Here is a 26166-nt window from a genome sequence, read left to right as displayed (position 1 = left end):
CCAGCGAACCGCTGATGACGGTTTTGAGATTTTCAGGTGGGGAGACTGGCGGATCACGCCAGCGCGGCCCAATACGTTCGTAAAACAAAGCCCACGGCACGCCGTGGGCTTTATTGGCAGTCAGTCAGGCAACGCCTTACTGAGGCTTGGCTTCAGTTTTAGGTTTGCCGAAGTGCCACTCGTAAACCACAAATTTGAAGTCTTTCAGGTCGCCCTTGGCGTCGAAGCTCAGGTCGCCAGTCGGGGTTTTGAATGTGCCGGCGTGGATAGCTTCAGCCACTTTGGCAGCGTCTTCGCTCTTGGCAGCCTTGATGCCGTCGGCAATCACGGTCACAGCCGAATAGGCCGGGAACACGAACGGACCGCTCGGATCTTCTTTCTTGGCTTTGAACGCATCAGCCAGGGCGATGTTGGCCGGATCCTGGTCGAAGGATTTCGGCAGGGTTACCAGCAGACCTTCGGAAGCGTCTTTGGCAATCTGCGAAATGGAGTCGTTACCCACGCCTTCCGGACCCATGAACTTGGCTTTCAGACCTTTTTCCTGTGCTTGACGCAGGATCAGACCCAGCTCCGGGTGGTAGCCGCCGTAGTAGACGAAGTCGACGTTGGCTTGCTTGAGCTTGGAGATCATCGAAGAGAAGTCTTTGTCGCCGGCGTTGATGCCTTCGAACACGGCAACCTTGACGTTTTTGCCTTCCAGGGTTTTCTTCACGGCGGTGGCGATGCCTTCACCGTATTGCTGTTTGTCGTGCAGAACAGCAACGATCTTCGGTTTTACGAAGTCGGCAATGTAGTTACCGGCGGCAGGGCCCTGGGCGCTGTCCAGACCGATGGTGCGGAACACCATTTTGTAACCACGGGAAGTGATGTCCGGGCTGGTGGCCGCCGGGGTGATCATGATCACGCCTTCGTCTTCGTAAATGTCCGAAGCCGGTTGAGTGGAGCTGGAGCACAGGTGACCGACCACGAACTTGACGCCGTCGTTGACGACTTTGTTCGCAACCGCTACCGCTTGTTTTGGATCACAGGCGTCATCGTATTCAACGGCTTCGAGTTTCTTGCCGTCTACGCCGCCTTTGGCGTTGATCTGTTCGATGGCCATTTTGGCGCCACTGAACTGCATGTCGCCGTATTGGGCTACAGGGCCGGTTTTAGGGCCGGCGATGCCGATCTTGATGGTGTCAGCTGCGAACGAATGGCTGGCAACCCCGGCCAGAACCATAGCGGCAAACAGTTTGGAAATCTGCTTAGTAGCCTTAGTCATAGTGCTCCACTCTTACTGTTGTAGTTTTTATAGTCCTGGCGCCGTAGCAGCAGAACCGGGTCAGATATCTTCGATATCCTCCGGAAAATGCCCCCGGCAACTGTACCGGTACAGTGTAGAGCGCCAATTGTTAGCCTGGGAAGCTGGCGCCAGGGGGCAAAACCTGAGGGTGTCGCTTTTTTGAAAGAAAAAGACAGAATGGCGGCGGGGGTTATAGCTGAAATATCAGCAATCCTTGGCTTTCCTGCTGTTTTCAATCGGTAACTCAATTGCATCCGGGTTTTTCTGCCAGAACACCAACGTTATGATGACGTCGATTTGTTTTCCGGACAGGACCCATGACTCAAGAACCTAGCACCCTCTATGCCAAGCTGCTTGGTGAAACCGCATCTATTACCTGGAAGGAGCTGGAGCCGTTCTTCGCCAAGGGTGCCCTATTGTGGGTCGACCCCGGTCTGGATTTGATTGCTGCAGCGCAGGCAGTGGCAACCGACGAAGGCGAGAAAGTGGCTGCCTGGCTGGCCGCCGACAAGGTCGCCAAGCTGTCTGAAACGCGGGCGCTGGATCTTTTTGAACGTGATCCGGAGCTGTGGGCAGTGGTCGTATCGCCGTGGATTCTGATCCAGGAAAGGGCGACGAGCTGAATGCTTGCACTCTATTGGTGCGTGGCTTTGTCGGGCAAAAGTGTGTAGCCGAGTAGCGTGATGGCATGTTGCCGTAGAGAAAGGCCACAGGCGGGCCAGCATCACGGTGACGTAAACGTAACGGGAACAGTTTATCGAGCAGCCTGATGGCTGCTTAATTGTTTCTGAATGTTGGGATTGGTGTCGGATGTGAGACCGCTTTCGCGAGCAAGTCGAATCGTCGCACCGCCGCTCCCACATTTGATCGCATTCTTTCTGAAAAAATACGGTCAAAATGTGGGGGCTTGCTCGCGAATGGCCGCGACGCGGTTTTGTGTCAGACCGAGAACGTCTTGCCAGTATGGTTATTCAGCGAAATAACCTTGGTCTTGCCAATCCGGTGACGATAAATCTCGCGCAAGTACTTGATCGCCTTCTTCACGCAATCCCGGGACAGGCGAATGTCATTGATCGAGACGAACTTGTCTTTGTCATTGATCAACTCGCGGTACTTCTTCTCGTACATCGGTTTGATTGCGTACCAGTTGGTGTCGAGGATCTTCGCCGGGTTCTCGAACTCATTCAGCAGCTCGTCGATCCGGTCTTCGTCGAAATCTTCATTAATGATGAAGTCCAGGATCGAGTTATCCAGGGTCTCGTCGAAGCGGTACGGGTTTTTCGCGAAGCAACGCTTGATGAAGGCCACGATCAGCGTCAGGAAATCGTCCGACAGGCACGGGCTCTTGGCGATCAGGGTGGTCAACGACAAGTTGGCCGAGGCGCCGATGACCAGCGCATAACGCTTGAGCGTGGTGTTCGGGAACAGGCTGTTGAGGTGAGTCTTCAACCGGTTCAGGTCCATGTAGGACAGCTTGTAGTCCTTCGGCAAGGACACGATCGAGACCACCGACGAGCAGTTCTTGAAGAAGTGCAGGTCGTGCAACGCGGCCGCGTCGTATCCCGAATTCTTGTACTGCTCCAGCGAGGCGCGATAGCGCTTGGATTCGATCGGCAACAGGCTGATGCCTTCGATCGCCTGGGTCACTTTGTTGAAGTGCGGCAAGTCGATGGAGCGGAAGAACAAGTCGTCGATGTTCAGGCGCTGAGGTTCTTTCTCGAACACCTTGAACTTGTCGCTACTCGGCGGCGGAGTTTCCGGCACCACGGACTCGGCGTAGGCAATCGCTACAGGGCCTGCCAGGCTCATGAACAGGTCGTTGGCGTCCAGGCGAATGGTTTCGCCAATGTCGATGCCGGCGCGACGGAAATAGTTCTGGTCGTAGTCGGTGGTGACCGCTTGCGCCGTCAGAATGTTGAAGATCTGCTGTGAGATGTATTGGTTAGCGTGCTTTTCCATCGCATTGACGTCGATGTTCTGGATGTTGCCGTCATCGCTTTCTTCGGCGTAACGCATGATGTCGTTGGAGATCAGCATCATGGCGTTCCATGGGCGGATACGGCCCATGACACTGGCTTCGCTGCTGTCTTCGTTGGCGAAGTTGTAAGAGAAGTCCCACTCTTCCGACAGGTATTTGCACAGCAGGCGACCGGCGTTGATGTGCAGCGCCTCGGACATTTCGCTGCGGTGATCGGAAATGTTCGGCAACACGCAAATGCCGCTGGTGAAGATCGGCTCGAAGACGAAGGAATGACCGCTCTTGCCGTCGTGCTCGTCCATCGGCTTGGTGTCGAACGTCTTGTTCATGTACGAGTGCTGCTGAGCCAGGCCGAATTCCGAGGCCATACCCGAACCGGTACCGCCGCCGGCACTGAAGATCGAGAAATACAGGCGCGACTGGTTGGCCTTGATCCCGCAGCTGTCGATCAGGTACGAGTGAATCATCTTCCAGTCAGGGCTGGAGAAACGCTGGGTGTCCTTGTTCAGGATGATCTTGGCCAGGTACTGACCGAGGATCGGCGCGTTACCGGCGCCACCGGCGTGGACTTCCGACAAGTCCATGATTTTCATTTTGCTGTAGTCGCGCAGGAAACCGCTTTTTTCGCCTTTGCGTGAGAAACGGATGCGGCCGGCGATGTCTTTGTCCAGGTCGCCGAGCATGACCAGCGGTTCTACCAGGAACACCGGTTTGGTGGCCTTGTTCGGCCCCAGACGCAGGTTGTTGCGAATCCACTGTGCCGGGCTGTAGCCCTTTTCGGCGAAGCGCTTGTCCGGCGACAGGCGATCTTCGTTGTTGAATTCGTTGAGGTAGAACTTGCGGGCGTTGTACACCAGCTCGGCGACGTCCAGCGCGATGTTCGAGCCGCAGCGGCCCAGGCCGATCAGGCACACCGACGGGAATTCCTGATCGCTGTGCTGTTCGCTGTCACCGTCCAGGTGCGGTGGGCGCGGGAACACCATGTCGCGCAGGCCGTCGAGGTTATCGAGGATGCGGTCGGTATTGGTTTCGGTGAAGTACAGGTATTGCTGAGTCGATAACGGGCGCGATGGCGTCAATGGCTTCGACGGTGCGGGGCTGTTCGCCGCGGGGCTCAACGTCAGATCGGATATCGCAGTGGCCGGATTGTTTTTAGAAGTCATTGTGCGCCATGTACCTGGGCTGGTTGGTTGAGCGACACGATGTCGTCGAACCATCACGGATGGGATCTTGCGTCTTTTTTCAGCGCGTATTTGGCCCAAGCGTCAGGGCCTTGGCCTGAGAGCATCGCTCGGGGGAATCCTTTCCTAAGTCATGATGAATCGGCCAATATTCGATGATCTTTAATCAAAAGGAGGCCAAATGATGGCAGCGTTACCTTCACTCGGGTTTGCCGGGGTCGGCTTGATGGGCTTGCCGATGTGCCGTCGACTGCTGGCAGCGGGTTATCCGCTGACGGTGTGGAACCGCAATCCAGCCAAGTGCGCGCCGCTGGTCGAGGCCGGTGCACGACAGGTCGCCACGCCGGCTGAGCTGTGTCAGCACGCTGACGTGGTGATGCTGTGCCTGGCGGACACCTCGGTGGTTCGCGAGGTGGTGTTTGGCCCGGCCGGGGTTGCGGAGGGTGGTAAAAGTGGTCAACTGCTGGTGGATTTTTCCAGCCTGGAACCTACCGCGACGCGGGAAATGGCGACAGCGCTGGTCAGCCAAACCGGCATGAGCTGGCTGGATGCACCCGTGTCCGGCGGAGTGGTCGGTGCCGAGGCCGGCAGCCTGGCGATCATGGTGGGCGGTGAAACGGCGGATCTTGAGCGCGTCAGGCCTGTGCTGTTGAGCCTCGGCCAGCGCGTGACCCACATGGGCGCCGTCGGAGCGGGGCAGGTGACCAAGGCTTGTAATCAGATGATCGTCGCCTGCAACGCGCTGGTGATCGCCGAAGTGGTGGCGTTGGCCGAGCGTTCCGGGGTCGACGCCCGTCTGATCGCCGAGGCGCTGGCCGGTGGTTTCGCCGATTCAAAGCCGTTGCAGATTCTGGGTCCGCAAATGGCCGACAGCCGTTTCGAACCGGTGAAATGGCATGTGCGTACGTTGCTCAAGGACCTCGATACCGCGGTGAAGTTTTCCCGTGAGCAAGGCTCGGCCACGCCGATCAGTGGACTGGCCGCACAGTTGATGCGCCTGCATGGGAGCCAGGGATTCCTGGAAAAAGATCCGTCGACGCTAGTGCAGTTGTACCGCGAGCCAGACTCAAAGGGCTGACAGTGTGCGAGTGCTTGCGCTGGTTGATTTCGCTCAGCACGGGACGCAATTGCGCGAGCGGTACCGGACGACTGAGCAAGTAGCCCTGCACGAAGTCGCAGCCGTTACGCTCCAGAAACTCGTATTGCTCAAGGGTTTCGACGCCTTCGGTCACCACCTGCAAATGCAGCGTGTGGGCCATGACGATGATCGCTTGAACGATTTCCATGTCCTGGGTGGCCTTGGGAATGTCCTGAATGAACGAGCGGTCGATCTTCAGCGTATTGAGTGGTAGGCGCTTGAGGTAGGCCAGAGAGGAATAACCGGTGCCGAAGTCGTCAATCGACAGCGAAACGCCGAGGGCGCGAATCTGGCGCAGCAACACCGCCGTGTTGGCGATGTTGCCCATCAAGGCGTTCTCGGTCACTTCCAGTTCCAGCCGCTGCGGCGCCACTCCGGCGCGCCGCAGTGCGTGTTCGATTTCATCGGCCAATTCTTCGCGCGCCAGGTTCAGGGGCGAGCAGTTCACGGCGATGTGGAGTTCTTCGCAACCCTGACGCGACAACTCGCCCAGATCCTCACAGGCTTTGCGCAGGACCCAGTGGTCCAGTTCGGCGATCAGGCCGTTGGCCTCGGCGATGGCAATGAACCGGTCCGGTGCCAGCAGTCCGTGAACCGGATGTTGCCAGCGGATCAGCGCTTCAAGCTTGCTGACTTGGCCGGTTTTCAGGTCGTAGATCGGTTGGTAATAGAGCATCAGCCCAGTGTTTTCGCGCAGGGCGTGGCGCAGTTCTTCTTCCAGTTGCAGTTCCAGCGTTGCGCGGGTTTTCAGGTCTTCGCTGAAGAAATTCAGGCCATTGCGTCCGCTGTCCTTGGACTGATACAGCGCCAGGTCAGCGTTTTTCAGCAACTCTTCACAGGTCTTGCCATCTTGCGGAAACAAGCTGATGCCGATACTGGTGGTCATGACCATGCGCCGGCCGGACAGCTCGATGGGCTCCTGCATTTTCAGCATGATGCGTTGGGCCATGTGCCGCGCTTCTTCACGATCGTGCAGGCCGATGAGGATGCAGAATTCGTCTCCGCCGAAACGCGCAACCACATCTTCGTGGCTGCGCACCGAACCCTTGATGTGGCTGGCCAATACTTTGAGCAATTCGTCGCCGGCATCATGGCCGAGGCTGTCGTTGATCCGCTTGAAATGGTCGATGTCCAGGAACAGCACCGCCAGCATGCCGCCTTCGTTGGTTTTCTCCATGAGCTTCTCGGCGAAGATCTGGTTGAAACCACGGCGGTTGATGAGGTTGGTCAGGGGGTCGTAGTGCGCCACCTGTTGTAACGACATCCTCGCCTGGTCCAGTTGACTGAGCAGGGCGTTGACCCGTTGCAGGTCGCGCTCCTTGTTTTGCAACTTCTTGTCCGCCAGCGCCGCGCTGATGCTGCTGCCGATGATCAGCAGCGTCATGATCGCCACCGTCAGACCCAGTTGCAGATGATTGTTTTCGCCGGGCAGCGGCTGGAGGCTGTCGGCGGGCAGCACCAGATTGAAGGCGGCCATGCCCGTGAAGTGCATGCTGATGATGCCTGCCCCGAGCACCAGACTGGCGCTGTATTTGAGCAGTTGATGGAACAGACCGGTGCCGTCGCGCAGATGACTTGATATCAGCAGGGCTGCAAGGCTGGCACCGATGGCGATCACAATGGAGAGGGCGAATAGCGCTGGTTGGTAATAGGCCATCGCACTCGAACGCATGGCGGTCATGCCCACGTAATGCATGGTGGCAATACCCAGGCCAATGCAGATCGAAGCCTGGAGATATTGCCAAAAACTCAGGCGGGGATGACTGAGAGCATGCATGGCCAGCCACGAGGCGAGCAGGGCGATCAACAGAGAAAGGAGGGTGATGGGCAATTCATATTGAATGTCGATCGGAGCCTGAAACGCTAGCATGCCAATGAAGTGCATGGCCCAGATCCCGCCCGCCAGGCAACCGGCGCCGACCCAGCGCCAGAGCCGCTGCGAGGCGGGTTTTTCCGAGTGACCGACCCGTTCGGCCATGTCCAATGTGGCAAAGCTGCCGACACAGGCGACTAAATACGCCAGCAGTACCAGAAAAGGGTCATTTGTGCAGTTGAGTATTACCTGGCCGTTCGCCGTCAGCTCGGTAATGAAATGCAAACCAAGCCACTCCATAGCATGCCCCATTGTCATCCTGGCTGGCGCCATGAACGCTGGCGAATGCTTTGGAGTATAGAAGGCATGTTTAGAGTGCAAACGATAGTGGCACATCGGCCCTAACCATTTTGGAATCAGCGTTAGAGCGTTTGGAAATAAAAGTTGTATCAGCTGCGACATCCTCCATGGGCGGATATCAGCTTTACAAATAATGACAGACAGCTCTGGCGGGCCTGACTAGATTGCAGGTTCTGGGCTCGGATGCGTTGGCAGTGAAGCCCCAATAACAATAAAAGAGACGGACCCATGCAGAACTCGACCCAAGCGGCGAATGCCTGGCGCATTCTGTTCCTGCTGTTCCTGGCGAACCTGTTCAACTTCTTCGATCGCACCATTCCGGCCATCATCATCGAACCGATCCGCATGGAATGGCACCTCAGCGACTTTCAGCTGGGGATCATCGGTACTGCATTCACCCTCGTTTATGCCATTGCCGGCCTGCCTCTCGGGAGGATGGCCGATACCGGTTCACGCAGTAAATTGATGGGCTGGGGCCTGGCGGCGTGGAGCGGGCTGACAGCGGTCAACGGACTGGTGGGGAGTTTCTGGGCTTTCCTGATCGTGCGCATGGGCATTGGCATCGGTGAAGCCAGTTACGCACCGGCCGCCAACTCGCTGATCGGCGACCTGTTCCCGGCCCACCGTCGGGCGCGGGCGATGGGTATCTTCATGCTGGGGCTGCCGTTGGGGTTGCTGTTGGCGTTCTTCACCATCGGCGCGATGGTCAAGGCGTTCGACAGCTGGCGCGCGCCGTTCTTTATCGCGGCAGTGCCGGGGCTGATCCTGGCGGTCTTCATGTTCTTTATCAAGGAACCGAAACGCGGCGCCGCAGAGAGTGTGCAAGTCTCGCAGGAGCGCATAGACCGGCCGATCCGTCGGGTGCTGGCGGTGCCGACTTTCCTGTGGCTGGTGATGGCGGGGCTGTGCTTCAACTTCGCCACGTATGCCTGCAACTCGTTTCTGGTGCCGATGCTGCAGCGCTATTTCCTGATGCCGCTGCAGGAAGCGGCAGTGGCGACCGGGGTGATCGTCGGTGTGACCGGGTTGTTCGGCCTGACACTGGGCGGTTGGGTGGCTGACAAGATTCACCAGCGGGTGGCCAATGGGCGACTGCTGTTTGCCGCGTTCAGCTTGATCATCTCGACCTTGTGCACCGCTTGGGCGCTGCATTCCGGGCGGATCGAGATCGGGGTATTTGTGGCGGTGTTCAGTGTGGGCTGGTTGTTTGCCTACAACTTCTACACCTGCGTTTATACCGCCATTCAGGACGTAGTCGAGCCGCGCTTGCGGGCCACGGCCATGGCGCTGTTCTTTGCCGGATTGTATTTGCTGGGTGGCGGTTTGGGGCCGGTGGTGGTGGGCGCATTGTCCGACCACTTTGCGCATACGGCGATGCTCTCGGCCGGTGCTGAACAGATGACCGAGGCGTTCAAGGCTGTCGGCTTGCATGACGCGATGTATTTGATCCCGGTGGCGCTGTTTTTCACCATGGTGTTTCTGTTCCTGGCTTCACGGTGTTTTGTGCGTGATGCCAAGCGGATGAAGGAAGGGTTGGTGGCGGTGGTTGAGCCTGTGGGGGCTGCGGTGACTGCATGATAGCCTTCGCGAGCAAGCCCGCTCCCACAGTTGACCGAGTTCTTTCAGGAGAAATGCGGTCGAATGTGGGAGCGGGCTTGCTCGCGAAGAGGCCATCAGCAGCACAGCAACAATCAAGCAGACAAAAAAAGGCCCGCATCGCTGCGGGCCTTCTTTGTTTTAGCGGGGCAGAGCAGGGGACTTAACCCGCCACCAACACCCGAATCGCTTCCAGTCGCAGCGCAGCCTTGTCGAGCATGGCCAGGCCTTGCTCGCGTTGCTTGCGCAGGGCAACCAGTTCGCTGTCACGCACGGTCGGATTGACCGCTTGCAAGGCAGTCAGGCGCGCCAGTTCTTCGTCGGTGTCGGCGGCCAGACGACGCTGCGCCTCAGCCACGCGCTCGGCGTGACGCGGGAAGATCTTCTCTTCGCCGGCGTTGATCCGTGGCGTCAGCTGGTCGCGCTGGGCCTGGATGAACTTGTTGGCACTGGCACGCGGCACGCTTTCCAGCTGATCGTTAAGGGTTTCGAACGAGACCCGGGCCGACAGGTCGTTGCCATTGGCATCGAGCAGGCAGCGCAGGGCGGCCGGTGGCAGGTAACGGCCCAGTTGCAGCGAGCGCGGGGCAACCACTTCGCTGACGTAAAGCAGCTCCAGCAACACGGTGCCTGGTTTCAACGCCTTGTTCTTGATCAGCGCCACGGCGGTGTTGCCCATGGAACCGGACAAGACCAGGTCCATGCCGCCCTGAACCATCGGGTGCTCCCAGGTGATGAACTGCATGTCTTCGCGAGACAGCGCCTGGTTGCGGTCGTACGTAATGGTCACGCCTTCGTCGTCGCCCAGCGGGAAGCTGGCGTCGAGCATTTTTTCGCTCGGCTTGAGGATCAGCGCGTTTTCCGAGTGGTCTTCGCTGTCGATGCCGAACGCGTCGAACAGGGTTTCCATGTAGATCGGCAGGGCGAACTGATCGTCTTGCTCAAGAATGTCTTCGACTAGCGCATCGCCTTCGCCAGCGCCGCCGGAGTTGAGCTCCAGCAAGCGGTCGCGGCCAGTGTGCAACTCGGCTTCCAGACGTTCACGCTCGGCACGGGCTTCGTCGATCAGCGCTTGCCACTCGCCGTCATCGGCATTTTCCAGCAGCGGCAGCAGGCGCGGGCCGAACCGATGCTGCAGGGCGTTGCCGGTCGGGCACGTGTTGAGGAATGCATTCAGTGCTTCGTGGTACCACTGGAACAGGCGCTCTTGCGGGCTGGTTTCCAGGTACGGCACGTGCACTTCGATGATGTGCTTCTGGCCGATCCGGTCCAGACGGCCGATACGCTGCTCCAGCAGGTCCGGGTGCGCGGGCAGATCGAACAGCACCAAGTGGTGCGAGAACTGGAAGTTGCGACCTTCACTGCCGATTTCCGAACAGATCAGCACTTGCGCGCCAAATTCTTCGTCGGCGAAGTAGGCCGCGGCGCGGTCACGCTCGAGGATGTTCATGCCTTCGTGGAAGACCGTGGCCGGAATGCCGGAACGCACGCGCAGGGCGTCTTCCAGGTCCATGGCAGTTTCAGCGTGGGCGCAGATCACCAGCACTTTGGTGCGCTTGAGCATCTTTAGCGTGTCGATCAGCCACTCGACCCGCGGGTCGAATTTCCACCAGCGTTCTTCTTCGTTGGCGTCCGGCTGGGCCTGGAAGCTGACTTCCGGGTACAGCTCGGCGTGATCGCCCAACGGCAGTTCGAGGTATTCGTCGGGGCATGGTAGCGGGTACGGGTGCAGCTTGCGCTCCGGGAAACCCTGCACGGCGGCGCGGGTGTTGCGGAACAGCACGCGGCCGGTGCCGTGGCGGTCAAGCAGTTCGCGGACCAGACGGGCGCTGGCTTCGATATCGCCATCGTTAACTGCCGCCAGCAAGGCTTCCCCTTCGTTGCCGAGGAAACCGTGAATGGTTTTGTGCGCTTCAGGCGACAGGCGCCCCTTGTCCAGCAGCTCCTGAACGGCTTCGGCCACCGGGCGATAGTTTTCGCTCTCGGCGCGGAAGGCGTGCAGGTCATGGAAACGGTTCGGATCGAGCAGGCGCAGACGCGCAAAGTGGCTGTCCTGGCCCAGTTGTTCCGGGGTCGCGGTCAGCAGCAGGACGCCGGGAATCACTTCGGCCAGTTGTTCGACCAGCGAGTATTCCGGGCTGGCCTTGTCTTCGTGCCACACCAGGTGGTGGGCTTCGTCGACCACCATCAGGTCCCAACCGGCGGCGAACAGCGCGTCCTGAGCCTTCTCGTCTTCCACCAGCCACTCGAGTGCAACCAGCGCGAGCTGGGTGTCTTCGAACGGGTTGGCGGCATCGCTTTCGATGAAGCGTTCTTCGTCGAACAGCGCGACTTGCAGGTTGAAACGGCGGCGCATCTCCACCAGCCACTGGTGCTGCAGGTTCTCCGGAACCAGGATCAGCACGCGGTTGGCGCGGCCCGAGAGCAGTTGGCGATGGATCACCAGGCCGGCTTCGATGGTTTTACCCAGACCCACTTCGTCTGCCAGCAACACCCGCGGCGCAATGCGGTCGGCGACTTCACGGGCGATGTGCAGCTGGTGCGCGATCGGTTGCGCACGCACGCCACCGAGGCCCCAAAGTGCGGACTGCAACTGGCGGCTGGTGTGTTCCAGGGTGTTGTATCGCAGGGAGAACCAGGCCAGCGGGTCGATCTGCCCGGCGAACAAACGATCGCTGGCCAGACGGAACTGAATGAAGTTCGACAGTTGGGTTTCCGGCAGGGTAACCACTTCGTTATGCCCGTTGAGGCCGTGGTAAACCAGCAGGCCGTCGACGTCGTCGACTTCTTGTACGGTCAGTTTCCAGCCTTCGAAGTGAGTGATCGAGTCACCCGGCGAAAACCGCACGCGGGTGAGGGGCGCATTCCGTAGCGCGTACTGGCGAGTCTCGCCAGTGGCCGGGTAGAGCACGGTCAACAAGCGGCCGTCCTGTGCCAGAACGGTGCCTAAACCCAGCTCGGCTTCGCTGTCACTGATCCAGCGTTGCCCCGGTTGATACTGCTGCGCCATGCTGCCTGACTCCCACCTTGAAAAAGCGGGCTATCTTAACGGAATCGGCCCTCCAGACCAAAAGGTTTACGGCATAGAAGCTGCCGAAGGCTGCGATCTTTTGATCTTGGGGAACGCTTGAGTTCTATGTTGTCCGATAAAGATCGCAGCCTGCGGCAGCTCCTACAAGTGCCAAACGGGTCACAGTTTGCGACCGATGGCTCAAGTCGGCATCCCCGCAGCCGACAGACTGCTGACAGGAGACTAATAATTATGCTTCCACCGATGCTCCCCTTGAGTGCCGTGCCAATCACCTCACAGCAGGATCCGATTCGCCAGCGGCCGGATATTCCGCCCGTGGTGCCGGTGCAGGAAAGCTCCAACGAAAGCACCATCGACCTGCAACAGCGCGATCCGGAAGAGGCAGCGTTTCAACTGCGCGAGGAACAGCGCCGCAAGCAGGAACAGCAAAGGCGTCGCCGCGAAGCCGATGAAGATCCCGAAGAGCACCTGGCGATTCCCGGTGACGAGCTCAACGCCGACAATACCGTACCAGTGGCGCCATTGATGGAAGATCAGCCACGGCAGGGTTTGTGGGTCGATATCCAGATTTGAGGTCACGGCTGGTCAGCGCTGCCATCAGACCGCATTATTGGCACATCCTTGCCTGCAAATGCGGCAACTGAATTTCATTCCAAGCGATGCACTGAGCACCATGAGCCAAGACGACAAACTGATCGACCTCAATGCCGAACGCGCCAAGCGGGTTCATGACCTTAATGAAAAGCGCCTGAACGAAGTGCGCCAGGCGTTCGAGCACGCCATGCCGTTGGGTAAAGCGAAGAAGAAGCCGAAGAACAAACCGAAAAAGCGTTGAAACACCCTGCATCGGTTGATGCAGGTCAGTTATTTCCCCTCCTTTACGCCCAGTCTCGGGCGACATTGATCCCGGTCAATTTCTTCTCCTGCCTGATTGGTTAACTTAGCCCCATCGCAACAAGGCAAGTGCAGGAGGCCAGTCATGTTTTTCGACAACGTGGTGATCGCCGGAGTGCTGACAGTCGGCCTCATGGTTCTGTTTTTTGCAGGGTTTGGATTTTTTATCTGGAAGGATTCGCATAAGCGCAAACCGTAGGTCTTTCTGGAAGCAATGAGCACGCAAGGCATTTTGGGCAACTTCGGTTGCCCTTTTTTTTTGCGTGCGAAAATCTGTCGGATGTACATAGAACTACTGTGGGAGCGGGCTTGCTCGCGAAGGCGGCTTGGCAGCCAATATAGATGTTGAATGTTATGGCCTCTTCGCGAGCAAGTCGGATCGCCGCACCGCCGCTCCCACAGTTGATCGGTGGTGTAGCGAAGATTGCGGCATAAAAAAGGCGCGAACCTCACGGAACGCGCCTTTTTTGTGCGGCTATGTATCAGCTACCCAGTGCCTTCGACGCCAGCCAGAACAGGCCGGCCGACAGGCTCACTGTGGCTGGCAGGGTCAGGACCCAGGCCAGCAGGATGGTTCTAACGGTGCCGCCTTGCAGGCCGCTTTTGTTGGCGACCATGGTGCCGGCCACACCCGAGGACAGGACGTGGGTGGTGGACACCGGCAGGCTGAAGATGTTGGCCATGCCGATCAGGCTTGCGGTAGTGATCTGTGCCGACATGCCTTGGGAGTAAGTCATGCCCTGCTTGCCGATCTTCTCGCCGATGGTCAGAACCACGCGTTTCCAGCCGACCATGGTGCCCAGGCCGAGTGCCAGAGCGACTGCCAGAATCACCCAGAACGGGGCATATTCGGTGGTGGTGGTCAGGTCTTTGCGCAGCTTGTCCAGGTCAGCCTTTTCACGGGCGTTGAGGCCAGGCAGCTTGCCGACTTTCTTCGCCGTGTCGTCCAGGCAGAGCAGATAACGACGCACTTCGATGCGGCTTTCCGCCGGCAGCGAGTGGTAGTCGGCTACACCTTTAAGGGTGCCAAGCAGGGCGGTGATGGTCGGTTCGGTCTGTTGCGGATTGCAACGGAATTTCTCCGGCAGATCGCCCTCCACGCTTTTGCCCAGGGCCAGGAATTCACCCAACGTATCGGCATTGCGCTTGTAGAACTGGCTCAGGTGCAGGGTCGCGTCGCGAGTCCGTTCGATCTGGTAGGTCGTGCTGCCCAGGTCGAGTACGAACTGCGCCGGAACGATGCCGATCAGCACTAGCATGATCAGGCCGATACCTTTCTGGCCATCGTTGGAGCCGTGCACGAAGCTCACGGCCATGGCCGAAATGACCAGCACCAGGCGGTTCCAGAACGGCGGGTGTTTCTTGTCGTCGATCTTGCGGCGTTGTTCCGGCGTCTTGTGCATCTTCGACAGTGGACGCCACCATTTAAGGCCGATCAGTATCAGTGCGGCGACCAGGAAGCCCGCCATCGGCGAGAACACCAGGGACGCACCGATATCAATTGCCTTCTGCCAGTTCACGCCATCAGCCAACGGAATGTCGTTGATCAGGGCGTTGGCCAGGCCGACACCGAGGATCGAACCGATCAGCGTATGGGAACTGGAGGCCGGGATACCGAAGTACCAGGTGCCCAGGTTCCAGGTGATGGCGGCGGCAAGCAACGAGAACACCATGGCCAGCCCGTGACCGGTGTTCACATTGATCAGCAGCTCTACCGGCAGCAGGTGGACGATGGCATACGCCACGCCGACACCGCCCAGCAGCACGCCGAGGAAGTTGAATACACCGGAAAAGAACACCGCCAGATGAGGCGGCATGGCTTTGGTGTAGATAACAGTGGCCACCGCGTTAGCGGTGTCATGAAAGCCGTTGATGAACTCGAAGGCGAGGACAAAGGCCAGGGCGAGCAAGAGGCTCACAAGCACCCAAGCATCTAGTCCGCTGAATAAATCGATCATGAAGGTTTTCTGACCCGGTCGTAAGGGGGCGCGATTATGCCAGAAAAGACTGCTAATCGATGCACTAGGTGCTCATCGGTAACATTCTTCAACGAATTAATTTGTGGCAGTAGCCCAAACCCCAGGTTTTTACTGGGTTTTGCAAGTCATTGAATTTCTTTGAAAAGGCCGCAGCCACAAGGCGTCCTCTCGTAGGAGCAAGAGGTTTTAACGCTTGTGTGAAATATCTGAAAAGAGGGCCAGACATGAGCCATTTGCCTCATCCGGGGGGTGAGGTGGCCGCTGCCCGCTGGTAGCGGGCACGAAAGGCATCATCGATACATCCCGTTTTTAACGGGTGCAGACGCAGACCCTTGAAAGGATTCAGGCGAGGGCTTATGGCTCTTCGGCTTTGAGTTCCTTTTCCATTTTCTGCAATTCTTGAGTGAAAGCCTGATCCTGAACAGTGGCGCGTTTACGCCAGGGTTTGCGTTCCGGTTCGGGCTGAGCGGCGTAGGTGGTGACTTCCCCGCCGTAAACTTCCTTGTAACGTTGTTCCTGGCGCTCAAGTTCCGCGCGCAGTTCGTCTTTCGTCACAGTGCTACCTGATTGAGTTGAGATAAATTCTGGTGAAACGCGCTGCATCAAATGTATTTGACCACGCTCGCCGAAAGGACAAGGCCCGCAAAGGCATCATTTTTTACGGCATTGCGATCAATTACTTCCATGTTGCAGGCGGCCACGGCACCAGAGATAAACAGCTGACGTAGCATCAGTTCCTGTTCCAGCGAACGCCTTGGCCAAGCATATGAAATAGTGTCAGGTGCTTGCTGCGGGCAACGGCGATGGAACATCGCGCTACCGGTGGCGGAATCGGCAATTAAAAACCGGACACCACTGAATTGCATTATAGCGGTCGATTCGAAGAACACTATCGCCAAAGAGTTAAAAGTGGGTCTTGATGTGTGATTGTTTTGATACTCGCAACTTTATACGGCTAACTAGGTCGTTCGGCGGCACGACGTTACAGTGATGCCTTTCTGACGCCATTAAGTCGAACAAGTTAGGACAATTACATCGGTCCTTCTAATCTGCGTCAGAGTCAGTATAAAAATAGGTGCACCCCCGTTCAATAGTCGGCTGCCCCTGGTGGGAGTCCATTGCGATTACCGGTCGATGGTTCGATAATCGCACAGTCTTGGCTGCTCGGGCTTGTGTGAGGGACCGGCTGCCGCTTGTAATAGCCGCTGATCCGCGTGGAAAAGGACCTTATATGAACGATCAAATGCGCAATTCCTTCGCTTCAGTGGCGCCACCGATCGTTGCCTCGCCCGCCAAGCGGATCCAGGCAATGACCGGCGACCCGGATTTCATGACCTCCCTGGCCCGTGGCCTGGCCGTGGTGCAAGCCTTTCAGGAGCGCAAGCGTCACCTCACCATCGCCCAAATCAGTCATCGCACGGAAATTCCCCGCGCCGCTGTGCGACGTTGCCTGCACACGCTGATCAAACTCGGCTACGCCACCACCGACGGCCGTACGTATTCGCTGCTGCCTAAAGTACTGACGCTTGGCCATGCCTATGTGTCCTCGACGCCGCTGGCGGTTTCCGCTCAGCCCTACCTGGACCGCATGAGCGAGCAACTTCATGAAGCCTGCAACATGGCCACTCTGGAAGGCGATGACATCTTGTACATCGCTCGTTCGGCCACCACCCAGCGACTGATTTCCGTCGACCTGTCGGTGGGTGGACGTCTGCCGGCCTATTGCACCTCGATGGGGCGGATTCTTCTCGCGGCGCTGGACGATACGTCACTGCGCGAGTACCTCGACCATGCAGAGCTGCAAGCCAAGACCAGCCGAACCTTGCACACCCCCGAGGCGTTGCTCGAATGCCTGCAAGAGGTGCGGCAGCAAGGCTGGTGCATCGTCGATCAGGAACTGGAACAAGGTCTGCGCTCGATTGCCGTTCCGGTTTACGACGCTTCCGGCCAAGTGGTCGCGGCGCTAAATGTCAGTACCCACGCCGGCCGAGTCAGCCGCAACGAGCTGGAACAACGTTTCTTGCCTGGCCTTCTGAGCGCGAGCCGCGACCTTAGCGCGCAACTCTTTGCGTAAGCCATTTGCCTAAGCTGTTCGATAAACGCACAGACTCGCGTTTATCGAATTGACGCTCTTTCCCCAAGATCACTAATGTCGCGGCAGCGCCAGCCTTGGCTGGCTCCCGTCCGACTGCGTTCTTTGCGTGGAATAAAAATAATGAACCAGCCCCAGTCTGCTGTAGGAAACTGCCTCGACGTGCAGTCCTTCATTAATGCTCAACCCATTTCGCGCTACCAATGGCGAGTGGTGATCCTGTGTTTCTTGATTGTTTTCCTCGATGGCCTCGACACGGCGGCCATGGGTTTCATCGCGCCCGCCCTGTCTCAGGATTGGGGCATCGACCGCGCCAGTCTCGGCCCGGTGATGAGCGCGGCGTTGATCGGTATGGTCTTTGGCGCGCTGGGTTCTGGCCCATTGGCTGACCGCTTCGGGCGAAAAATCGTACTGGTGGGCGCGGTGCTGTTGTTCGGCGCGTTCAGCCTAGCTTCGGCTTACAGCACCAATGTCGATCAGTTGCTGGTGCTGCGTTTCCTCACTGGCCTGGGCCTTGGCGCCGGCATGCCGAACGCCACGACGCTTCTGTCCGAATACACCCCGGAGCGCAAGAAATCCCTGCTGGTGACCAGCATGTTCTGCGGCTTCAACCTCGGCATGGCGGGCGGCGGTTTCATTTCCGCCAAACTGATTCCGGCCTTTGGTTGGCACAGTCTGCTGATGATCGGCGGGATTTTGCCGCTGATCCTCGCCGTCGTATTGCTGTTCTGGCTGCCGGAATCGGCGCGCTACCTCGTCGTCCGCAATCGCGGCACTGACAAAGTGCGCAAGACCCTGGCGCCCATCGATCCAACCGTAGTAGCTCAGGCTTCCAGCTTTAGCGTGCCGGAACAGAAAACCGTGAAGGCCCGCAACGTGTTCGCGGTGATCTTCTCCGGCACCTACAGCACCGGCACCTTGTTGCTGTGGCTGACCTACTTCATGGGGCTGGTGATCGTTTATCTGCTGACCAGTTGGTTGCCGACGCTGATGCGTGACAGTGGCGCGAGCATGGAGCAGGCGGCATTCATCGGCGCGTTGTTCCAATTTGGTGGGGTATTGAGCGCGGTGGGCGTGGGCTGGGCGATGGACCGATTCAATCCGCACAAGGTTATCGGCATTTTCTATCTATTCGCCGGGGTATTTGCCTACGCGGTAGGGCAGAGCCTGGGCAACATCACGCTATTGGCGACGTTGGTGCTCGTGGCCGGGATGTGCGTCAACGGCGCGCAATCGGCGATGCCTTCACTGGCGGCGCGGTTTTATCCGACGCAGGGGCGGGCGACTGGGGTGTCGTGGATGCTCGGAATTGGCCGCTTTGGCGCGATTCTAGGTGCGTGGATGGGCGCAACGCTGCTGGGCCTGGGCTGGAACTTCGAGCAGGTGCTGACAGCGCTGGTGATTCCAGCGGCATTGGCGACCACGGCGGTGGTGATCAAGGGCATGGTCAGTCATGCGGATGCGACCTGAGGGTCTGATCCGAATCTCATGTGGTTTTGATGACCTCTTCGCGAGCAAGCCCGCTCCCACAGTTGATCGCATTCCCCTGTGGGAGCGGGCTTGCTCCGGGCGGCGTTCCGACGAAGCATTTGATCTTATCGATAGCCAGACAACAATCTGTTCGATAAACGAACACTCAGTCGATTATCGGATTGTTTGGCGTTTTTCAGGGGCTTACTCTTCAGTCATTCCGGCGCTGCGCATCGCGCCTTTTTCTTCCACTGTCGGTTCATAACAAAACGGGAGCCTGCCCCATGGCTGAAATCCTTTCGCTGCACGACGCGGTGAAGCAATTCGTTAACGACGGCGATACCGTCGCGCTCGAAGGCTTCACTCACCTGATCCCTACGGCGGCGGGTCACGAAATCATTCGCCAGGGCAAGAAAGACCTGACCCTGGTGCGGATGACGCCTGACCTGATCTACGACCAGTTGATCGGCGCCGGTTGTGCTCGCAAGCTGATTTTCTCCTGGGGCGGAAACCCGGGCGTCGGTTCGCTGCATCGCCTGCGTGACGCCGTCGAGAAGCAGTGGCCGCACGCGCTGGAAATCGAAGAGCACAGCCACGCCGACCTGGCCAATGCCTACGTCGCTGGCGCTTCCGGCCTACCGTTCGCGGTGCTGCGTGCCTACGCCGGCTCCGACCTGCCAAAGGTCAACCCGCTGATCAAAACCGTCACCTGCCCATTCACCGGTGAAGTATTGGCGGCCGTGCCTTCGGTGCGCCCGGACATTACCGTGATTCACGCACAGAAAGCCGACCGCAAAGGCAACGTGTTGCTGTGGGGCATTCTCGGCGTGCAGAAAGAAGCCGCACTGGCCGCCAAGCGCTGCATCGTCACCGTCGAGGAAATCGTCGACGACCTCAATGCACCGATGAACTCCTGCGTTCTGCCGACCTGGGCCTTGAGCGCGGTCTGCCACGTTCCCGGCGGTGCGCATCCGTCCTACGCTCACGGCTACAACGAACGTGATAACCGTTTCTACCAGGCTTGGGACCCGATTGCCCGCGACCGTGAAACCTTCACCGCGTGGATCAACGAGTACATCCACGGCTGCGCTGACTTCAGCGAGTTCCAGGCCAAACTGGCCGCTGCTTCGGAGGCCAAGTAATGACTTACACCACCAACGAAATGATGACCGTCGCCGCTGCCCGCCGTCTGAAAAACGGTTCGGTGTGTTTCGTTGGCATCGGCCTGCCGTCGAAAGCCGCCAACCTGGCGCGTCTGACTTCTTCGCCGGATGTAGTCCTTATCTATGAATCGGGTCCGATCGGTGCCAAGCCGAGCGTACTGCCGCTGTCGATCGGTGACGGTGAGCTGGCGGAAACCGCCGACACCGTCGTCCCGACCGGTGAGATTTTTCGCTATTGGTTGCAGGGCGGGCGCATCGACGTCGGTTTCCTCGGCGCCGCGCAAGTCGACCGCTTCGGCAACATCAACACCACGGTGGTGGGCGATTACCATCAGCCGAAAGTCCGCCTGCCGGGTGCCGGCGGTGCGCCGGAGATCGCTGGCTCGGCAAAAAGCGTGCTGATCATCCTCAAGCAGTCGGCGCGTTCCTTTGTCGACAAACTCGACTTCATTACCTCGGTCGGCCATGGCGAGGGCGGTGATTCGCGCAAGCGTCTCGGCCTGCCGGGCGCCGGTCCGGTCGGCATCATTACCGACCTGTGCATCATGGAGCCGGAAGCTGAAACCCATGAATTCGTGGTCACCGCGCTGCACCCAGGCGTGACCCGCGAGCAAGTCATCGCGGCTACCGGTTGGGCGATTCGTTTTGCCGAGACAGTTGAAAACACCGCCGAGCCGACCAAGGTCGAACTGAAGGCGCTCAGGGATCTGGAAGCCCGCACTGCCGCGGCCCACGGCCAAGCACCCGGAGAAGCCTGATGCGTGACGTTTATATCTGTGATGCGATTCGCACCCCCATCGGCCGTTTCGGCGGTGGCCTGTCGGCGGTTCGCGCCGACGACCTGGCCGCCGTGCCGATCAAGGCGCTGATGGCGCGCAACCCGTCGGTGGACTGGAATGCAGTGGACGAGGTGTTCCTCGGTTGCGCCAACCAGGCCGGCGAAGACAACCGCAACGTGGCGCGCATGGCGTTGTTGCTGGCGGGCCTGCCGGAAACCATTCCGGGCGTGACCCTCAATCGCCTCTGCGCCTCGGGTATGGATGCCATCGGCACCGCTTTCCGGGCGATCGCCAGTGGCGAGATGGAGCTGGCAATTGCCGGCGGCGTCGAGTCGATGTCCCGCGCACCGTTCGTGATGGGCAAGGCGGATGCCGCGTTTTCGCGCAACATGAAGCTGGAAGACACCACCATCGGCTGGCGCTTCATCAACCCGTTGATGAAAGCCCAATACGGCGTGGATGCGATGCCGCAGACCGGCGATAACGTGGCTGACGATTACGAAATTTCCCGCGAGGATCAGGACGCTTTCGCACTGCGCAGTCAGCAGCGGACAGCCGCCGCGCAAGCTGCAGGATTTTTCGCCGAAGAAATCGTCGAAGTGCGGATTACCCACAAGAAGGGTGAAAGTGTCGTCAACCAGGATGAGCATCCGCGCGGCGACACCTCGCTGGAAGTCCTGGCCAAACTCAAACCGGTCAATGGCCCGGACAAGACCGTCACCGCCGGCAACTCCTCGGGTGTGAACGACGGTGCCGCGGCGTTGATTCTGGCCTCCGGCGACGCCGTGAAAAAGCACGGCCTGACCGCTCGCGCCAAAGTACTGGGCATGTCCAGTGCCGGTGTCGCACCGCGTGTAATGGGCATCGGCCCGGTGCCGGCGGTGCGCAAATTGACCGAGCGCCTCGGCCTGGCCGTTAGCGATTTCGACGTGATCGAACTCAACGAAGCCTTCGCCAGCCAGGGTTTGGCAGTGCTGCGGGAACTGGGGCTGGCGGACGACGCGGCCCAGGTCAACCCGAACGGTGGCGCCATTGCCTTGGGCCATCCGTTGGGCATGAGCGGCGCCCGTCTGGTACTGACCGCGCTGCATCAGCTGGAAAAGACCGGTGGAAAGAAAGGTCTGGCGACCATGTGCGTCGGCGTGGGTCAGGGTCTGGCCTTGGCGATCGAACGGGTCTGACGCGCAGCGTTGATGAATAAGAACTGAGGAATGCTTCATGACTGACAAGCCTGGTTACCGCCGCCCGCAAGAGGGCACCCAGCCGGACTACCTGCACCCGGCCTATCAATCCACCAACCGTCGCTCGCCGTCCAAACCATTGGTGTTTTTGCCCCATTCGCTGTCGGAAATTACCGGTCCGACCATCGGTGCCGAGCGCATTCAAGCGCAGGACAACGACCTGACCGCCCAGCACAAGGGTGAGCCACTGGGTGAGCGCATCATCATTCACGGCCGTGTGCTGGATGAAGATGGTTTGCCGGTGCCGGGAATTCTGGTGGAGATCTGGCAGGCCAACGCCGCCGGTCGCTACAACCATGACCGTGACCTGCACGATGCGCCGCTGGACCCGAATTTCACTGGCACTGGCCGCACCGTGACCGACGCCGATGGCGGGTACCAATTCCAGACCATCAAACCCGGTGCCTATCCGTGGGGCAACCACCACAACGCGTGGCGCCCGGCGCACATCCATTTCTCACTGTTCGGGCCGAGCATTCTGACGCGCCTGGTCACGCAGATGTATTTCCCGGGCGATCCGCTGCTGGCCTATGACCCGATCTACAACTGTGTACCGGATACCAGCGCCAAAGAGCGTTTGATCGCCAGTTTCGACCTGGAAAAAACCATCCCTTCCTATGCCCTCGGTTATCGCTGGGACATCGTCTTGCGCGGCCGCGAAGCCACGCCGATGGAGAAATAAGATGACGCTGAACGCGACCACATCCCACACCGTCGGGCCGTATTACCATATCGGTTTGACCTGGCTGAACCGCGAAGACCTGACGGTCGAACAAACCCTGGGCGAGCGCGTGGCGATCACCGGGCAAGTCATCGATGGCAACGGCGACGTCGTCAACGACGCGATGCTGGAAGTCTGGCAAGCCAACGCCGCCGGCAAGTATGACCACCCCGAAGACGATCAGGACAAACCCCTGGACCCGAACTTCGAAGGGTTTGGCCGGGTGCCGGGGGATGCCGAAGGGCGCTTTCGTTTCACCACGATCAAGCCGGGTACGGTAGAAGGCTTGAAAGGCACGACCCAGGCGCCGCATCTGGTGGTGCTGGTGTTTGCTCGCGGGTTGGTGAAGCACTTGCTGACACGGATTTACTTTGATGGCGAACCGACCAACGTGGGGGATCCGTTGTTGGAGTGTGTGCCGGCTGAACGTCGCAGTACTTTGCTGGCGAAGAAGGATGCGTCGGGTGTTTACCAGTGGAATGTGATCCTGCAAGGCACCGATGCCGAGACAGTGTTCTTCGACTATTGAGTAAACACCACAACCCCTGTGGGAGCGGGCTTGCTCGCGAAGGCGTCGTGTCAGTCGATATCAATGTTGCCTGACACACCGCTTTCGCGAGCAAGCCCGCTCCCACAGGGGGATCTGTGTTGCTAATGCTTCTGTGGAACGGGACTGTTGCGAGGTGTGTCTAGACTCTCACAGTCCCCATTGAGTAAAAAACAATGACAACTAACACTGCTACTACAGCGCACTACACCGGCGAAGAGCGCAGTAAACGGATCTTTGCGATTGTCGGCGCCTCGTCCGGCAACCTCGTCGAATGGTTCGACTTCTACGTCTACGCCTTCTGCGCGATCTATTTCGCCCCTGCCTTTTTCCCGTCCGATAACCCGACTGTGCAGCTTGTGAATAGCTTGCGTATTCGCCGCCGGCTTCCTGATGCGGCCCATTGGCGGCTGGATCTTCGGCCGGCTGGCGGACAAGCACGGACGCAAGAATTCGATGATGATTTCGATTCTGATGATGTGCTTCGGTTCGTTGCTTATCGCCTGCCTGCCGACGTACAACAGCATCGGCGTCTGGGCGCCGATCATGCTGTTGTTCGCCCGCTTGATCCAGGGCCTGTCGGTGGGCGGTGAGTACGGCACCACCGCGACCTACATGAGCGAAGTCGCCCTCAATGGCCAGCGCGGTTTCTTCGCCTCGTTCCAGTACGTGACGCTGATCGGTGGGCAACTGCTGGCGGTGTCGCTGGTGGTGATCCTGCAACAGTTCCTCACTGAAGATGATTTGCGTGCCTATGGCTGGCGGATCCCGTTTGTGGTGGGTGCGTTGGCGGCGTTGATTTCGCTGTTCCTGCGCCGTTCGCTCAAGGAAACCACCAGCAAGGAAATGCGCGAAAACAAGGACGCCGGCAGCATCCGTGCGCTGTTTCGCGACCACAAGGCTGCGTTCATTACCGTGCTCGGTTACACCGCCGGTGGCTCGCTGATTTTCTACACCTTCACCACGTACATGCAGAAGTACCTGGTGAACACCGCCGGCATGCAAGCCAAGACCGCCAGCTACATCATGACCGGCGCACTGTTCCTTTATATGTGCATGCAACCGTTGTTCGGCATGCTCGCGGACAAGATCGACCGACGTAACTCGATGCTCTGGTTCGGCGCCCTCGGTACGCTGTTCACCGTGCCGATTCTGTTGAGTCTGAAAAGTGTCAGCAGTCCGTTCCTGGCCTTCGTGCTGATTACCGTGGCGCTGGCAATCGTCAGTTTTTACACCTCCATCAGCGGCCTGGTAAAAGCCGAAATGTTCCCGCCGGAGGTGCGCGCCTTGGGCGTCGGCCTGGCGTATGCGGTGGCGAATGCAATCTTCGGCGGTTCGGCGGAATACGTGGCCCTGAGCCTCAAAGCCGGGGGCATGGAAAACTCCTTCTACTGGTACGTGACGGTGATGATGGCGGTGGCGTTCCTGTTCAGCCTGCGCTTGCCGAAACAGGCGAAGTATTTGGAAAACGACCTTTGATCTTTACCCGTGGGCCTGACCGGCCCACGCCTCCAGGGACTGTTTATGAACGAGCGACCGGGCAATCAATTGTTCGAAGCCTATTTCACTGCCCGCGACATGCGTGAGGTGTTCTGCGATCAGGGTCGGGTTCAAGCGATGCTTGATTTCGAAGCGGCACTGGCCCGGGCCGAGGCGCGAGTCGGGCTGATTCCGCAAACGGCTGTCGCGCCGATTGAAGCGGCCTGTCAGGCCGGGCATTACGACTTCACCGCCCTCGGCGAGGCGATTGCCACGGCGGGCAATTCGGCGATTCCGTTGGTCAAGGCGCTGGGTAAACAGATCGCGGCCAACCATGCCGAAGCCGAGCGCTATGTGCATTTGGGCGCGACCAGCCAGGACGTGATGGACACCGGCCTGGTGTTGCAACTGCGTGGCGCGCTGGAGCTGATCGAAAGCGATCTGGCGCAACTGGGCGAAACGCTGGCGACCCAGGCGTTGCGCTATGTCGCCACACCACTGGCCGGACGCACCTGGTTGCAGCACGCGACGCCCGTCACCCTCGGTATGAAAATCGCCGGTTGGCTGGGCGCTGTCACTCGAAGTCGTCAGCGTCTGCGGGAACTCAAGCCGCGACTGCTGGTGCTGCAATTCGGCGGCGCCTCTGGAACCCTCGCGGCCCTCGGCGAGCAGGCAATGCCGATTGCCCAAGCGCTGGCTGAAGAATTGAAACTGACACTGCCGGATCAACCTTGGCACACCCAGCGAGATCGCTTGGTGGAGTTCGGCTCGGTACTGGGATTGATCGCCGGCAGCCTCGGCAAACTCGGCCGCGACATCAGCCTGTTGATGCAGACCGAAGCCGCTGAAGTGTTCGAACCCTCGGCACCGGGCAAGGGCGGTTCTTCGACCATGCCGCACAAACGCAACCCGGTGGGCGCGGCGGTACTGATCGGCGCTGCGACGCGCGTTCCGGGTTTGCTCTCGACGCTGTTCAGCGCCATGCCTCAAGAACACGAGCGCAGCCTGGGCCTGTGGCATGCCGAGTGGGAAACCCTGCCGGAGATTTGCTGCCTGGTGTCCGGCAGCCTGAAGCAGGCGCGGCTGGTGGCGGAAGGACTGGAAGTGGACGCCGAGCGCATGGCCCGCAACCTCGACCTGACTCAAGGGCTGGTGCTCGCCGAAGCGGTGAGCATCGTCCTCGCTCAACGAGTGGGGCGCGACACTGCGCACCATTTGCTGGAGCAATGCTGCAAGCGCGCAGTGGCTGAACAACGTCATCTGCGAGCGGTACTCGGCGACGAGCCGCAAGTGACCGCCGAACTCTCGCCTGCTGAACTCGATCATCTGCTGGACCCCGCCCATTACCTCGGTCAGGCCCATACCTGGGTCGAGCGAGCGGTGGCTGAACATTCTGCGTTGACTGCCTGAAGGAGATTG

General features: G+C 59.2%; 21 protein-coding genes and 1 pseudogene. 15 read left to right on the top strand and 7 right to left on the bottom strand.

All coding sequences use genetic code 11. The features are described from left to right. Positions 1–136 precede the first annotated feature (136 nt). Positions 137–1264, bottom strand: coding sequence for a branched-chain amino acid ABC transporter substrate-binding protein (locus ACMXYH_RS25570; protein ID WP_056739311.1), 1128 nt, complete (start codon positions 1262–1264; stop codon positions 137–139). A 338-nt stretch (positions 1265–1602) separates the two neighbouring features. Between ACMXYH_RS25570 and ACMXYH_RS25565 the strand changes: the two genes are divergently transcribed. Then, positions 1603–1908 carry a DUF2288 domain-containing protein gene (locus ACMXYH_RS25565; protein WP_129441798.1) on the top strand — a complete coding sequence of 102 codons (306 nt, stop codon included), beginning with the start codon at positions 1603–1605 and terminating at the stop codon, positions 1906–1908. 316 nt (positions 1909–2224) lie between these two features. Here ACMXYH_RS25565 and ACMXYH_RS25560 read toward each other — a convergent pair whose 3' ends face one another. After that, the gene (locus tag ACMXYH_RS25560) at positions 2225–4426 is read right to left on the bottom strand and encodes a hypothetical protein (protein WP_415765348.1); all 2202 of its coding nucleotides are present in this window, start codon (positions 4424–4426) and stop codon (positions 2225–2227) included. 199 nt (positions 4427–4625) lie between these two features. Here ACMXYH_RS25560 and ACMXYH_RS25555 point away from each other — a divergent pair, with 199 nt between their 5' ends. Continuing rightward, on the top strand, positions 4626–5522 hold the full coding sequence (locus tag ACMXYH_RS25555) for an NAD(P)-dependent oxidoreductase (protein ID WP_129441801.1): 897 nt from the start codon (positions 4626–4628) through the stop codon (positions 5520–5522). Here ACMXYH_RS25555 and ACMXYH_RS25550 read toward each other — a convergent pair. Then, positions 5413–7695, bottom strand: a complete 2283-nt coding sequence (locus ACMXYH_RS25550; RefSeq protein ID WP_415765347.1) for a putative bifunctional diguanylate cyclase/phosphodiesterase — start codon at positions 7693–7695, stop codon at positions 5413–5415. The genes ACMXYH_RS25555 and ACMXYH_RS25550 overlap by 110 nt on opposite strands. Before the next feature lie 288 nt (positions 7696–7983). On the opposite strand from ACMXYH_RS25550, the gene ACMXYH_RS25545 reads away from it, so the two are divergent. Next, positions 7984–9333, top strand: coding sequence for a spinster family MFS transporter (locus tag ACMXYH_RS25545; protein ID WP_415765346.1), 1350 nt, complete (start codon positions 7984–7986; stop codon positions 9331–9333). 181 nt (positions 9334–9514) lie between these two features. Here the strand turns inward: ACMXYH_RS25545 and rapA are convergent, their stop codons facing one another. Beyond that, positions 9515–12361, bottom strand: a complete 2847-nt coding sequence (gene rapA / locus ACMXYH_RS25540) for an RNA polymerase-associated protein RapA (RefSeq protein WP_415765345.1) — start codon at positions 12359–12361, stop codon at positions 9515–9517. A 252-nt stretch (positions 12362–12613) separates the two neighbouring features. On the opposite strand from rapA, the gene ACMXYH_RS25535 reads away from it, so the two are divergent. The 3 genes from ACMXYH_RS25535 to ccoM all read left to right on the top strand — a co-directional run bounded on the left by ACMXYH_RS25535 (position 12614) and on the right by ccoM (position 13475). Continuing rightward, positions 12614–12955, top strand: a complete 342-nt coding sequence (locus ACMXYH_RS25535; protein WP_095128015.1) for an aspartate-semialdehyde dehydrogenase — start codon at positions 12614–12616, stop codon at positions 12953–12955. A 100-nt stretch (positions 12956–13055) separates the two neighbouring features. Beyond that, positions 13056–13217, top strand: a complete 162-nt coding sequence (locus tag ACMXYH_RS25530) for a hypothetical protein (RefSeq protein ID WP_095128014.1) — start codon at positions 13056–13058, stop codon at positions 13215–13217. Positions 13218–13361: 144 nt separating this feature from the next. Further along, positions 13362–13475, top strand: a complete 114-nt coding sequence (gene ccoM, locus ACMXYH_RS25525) for a cytochrome c oxidase subunit CcoM (RefSeq protein WP_010462558.1) — start codon at positions 13362–13364, stop codon at positions 13473–13475. A 283-nt stretch (positions 13476–13758) separates the two neighbouring features. Here the strand turns inward: ccoM and ACMXYH_RS25520 are convergent, their stop codons facing one another. The 3 genes from ACMXYH_RS25520 to ACMXYH_RS25510 all read right to left on the bottom strand — a co-directional run bounded on the left by ACMXYH_RS25520 (position 13759) and on the right by ACMXYH_RS25510 (position 16121). Continuing rightward, positions 13759–15234 carry an inorganic phosphate transporter gene (locus ACMXYH_RS25520; protein ID WP_415765344.1) on the bottom strand — a complete coding sequence of 492 codons (1476 nt, stop codon included), beginning with the start codon at positions 15232–15234 and terminating at the stop codon, positions 13759–13761. 375 nt (positions 15235–15609) lie between these two features. Continuing rightward, positions 15610–15810: a hypothetical protein gene (locus ACMXYH_RS25515; protein WP_007935837.1), complete on the bottom strand. Its 201-nt coding sequence runs from the start codon at positions 15808–15810 to the stop codon at positions 15610–15612. 47 nt (positions 15811–15857) lie between these two features. Then, entirely contained in the window at positions 15858–16121 is a 264-nt protein-coding gene (locus tag ACMXYH_RS25510; protein WP_415765343.1) for a hypothetical protein, read from the bottom strand. A 365-nt stretch (positions 16122–16486) separates the two neighbouring features. Here ACMXYH_RS25510 and pcaR point away from each other — a divergent pair, with 365 nt between their 5' ends. The 9 genes and pseudogenes from pcaR to ACMXYH_RS25465 all read left to right on the top strand — a co-directional run bounded on the left by pcaR (position 16487) and on the right by ACMXYH_RS25465 (position 26157). Then, complete coding sequence (gene pcaR / locus ACMXYH_RS25505) at positions 16487–17329, top strand: pca regulon transcriptional regulator PcaR (protein WP_150746117.1); 843 nt, start codon at positions 16487–16489, stop codon at positions 17327–17329. 141 nt (positions 17330–17470) lie between these two features. Next, the gene (locus tag ACMXYH_RS25500) at positions 17471–18817 is read left to right on the top strand and encodes an MFS transporter (RefSeq protein ID WP_111450928.1); all 1347 of its coding nucleotides are present in this window, start codon (positions 17471–17473) and stop codon (positions 18815–18817) included. Positions 18818–19101: 284 nt separating this feature from the next. After that, the gene (locus ACMXYH_RS25495; protein WP_007947285.1) at positions 19102–19959 is read left to right on the top strand and encodes a CoA transferase subunit A; all 858 of its coding nucleotides are present in this window, start codon (positions 19102–19104) and stop codon (positions 19957–19959) included. Then, positions 19959–20738, top strand: a complete 780-nt coding sequence (locus tag ACMXYH_RS25490; RefSeq protein WP_415765341.1) for a CoA-transferase subunit beta — start codon at positions 19959–19961, stop codon at positions 20736–20738. The genes ACMXYH_RS25495 and ACMXYH_RS25490 overlap by 1 nt, the downstream gene beginning before the upstream one ends. Then, complete coding sequence (gene pcaF / locus ACMXYH_RS25485; RefSeq protein ID WP_415767752.1) at positions 20735–21940, top strand: 3-oxoadipyl-CoA thiolase; 1206 nt, start codon at positions 20735–20737, stop codon at positions 21938–21940. Before ACMXYH_RS25490 ends, pcaF begins: the two co-directional genes overlap by 4 nt. 37 nt (positions 21941–21977) lie before the next feature. Next, the gene (pcaH, locus tag ACMXYH_RS25480; protein ID WP_129441815.1) at positions 21978–22682 is read left to right on the top strand and encodes a protocatechuate 3,4-dioxygenase subunit beta; all 705 of its coding nucleotides are present in this window, start codon (positions 21978–21980) and stop codon (positions 22680–22682) included. A gap of 1 nt (position 22683) precedes the next feature. Beyond that, entirely contained in the window at positions 22684–23250 is a 567-nt protein-coding gene (gene pcaG / locus ACMXYH_RS25475; protein ID WP_415765340.1) for a protocatechuate 3,4-dioxygenase subunit alpha, read from the top strand. Between the two features lie 194 nt (positions 23251–23444). After that, positions 23445–24747 (top strand): annotated as a pseudogene (locus ACMXYH_RS25470) (MFS family transporter). Between the two features lie 45 nt (positions 24748–24792). Continuing rightward, the gene (locus ACMXYH_RS25465; protein ID WP_415765339.1) at positions 24793–26157 is read left to right on the top strand and encodes a 3-carboxy-cis,cis-muconate cycloisomerase; all 1365 of its coding nucleotides are present in this window, start codon (positions 24793–24795) and stop codon (positions 26155–26157) included. The last annotated feature ends 9 nt before the right edge of the window (positions 26158–26166 follow it).

Origin of the sequence: Pseudomonas frigoris (genome assembly GCF_047758635.1) — a bacterium.
In the GTDB taxonomy this organism is placed as follows: Bacteria; Pseudomonadota; Gammaproteobacteria; order Pseudomonadales; family Pseudomonadaceae; genus Aquipseudomonas; species Aquipseudomonas frigoris.
The sequence above is the reverse complement of the archived record's forward strand: the minus strand, read 5'-3'. Positions and strand labels throughout refer to the sequence as shown.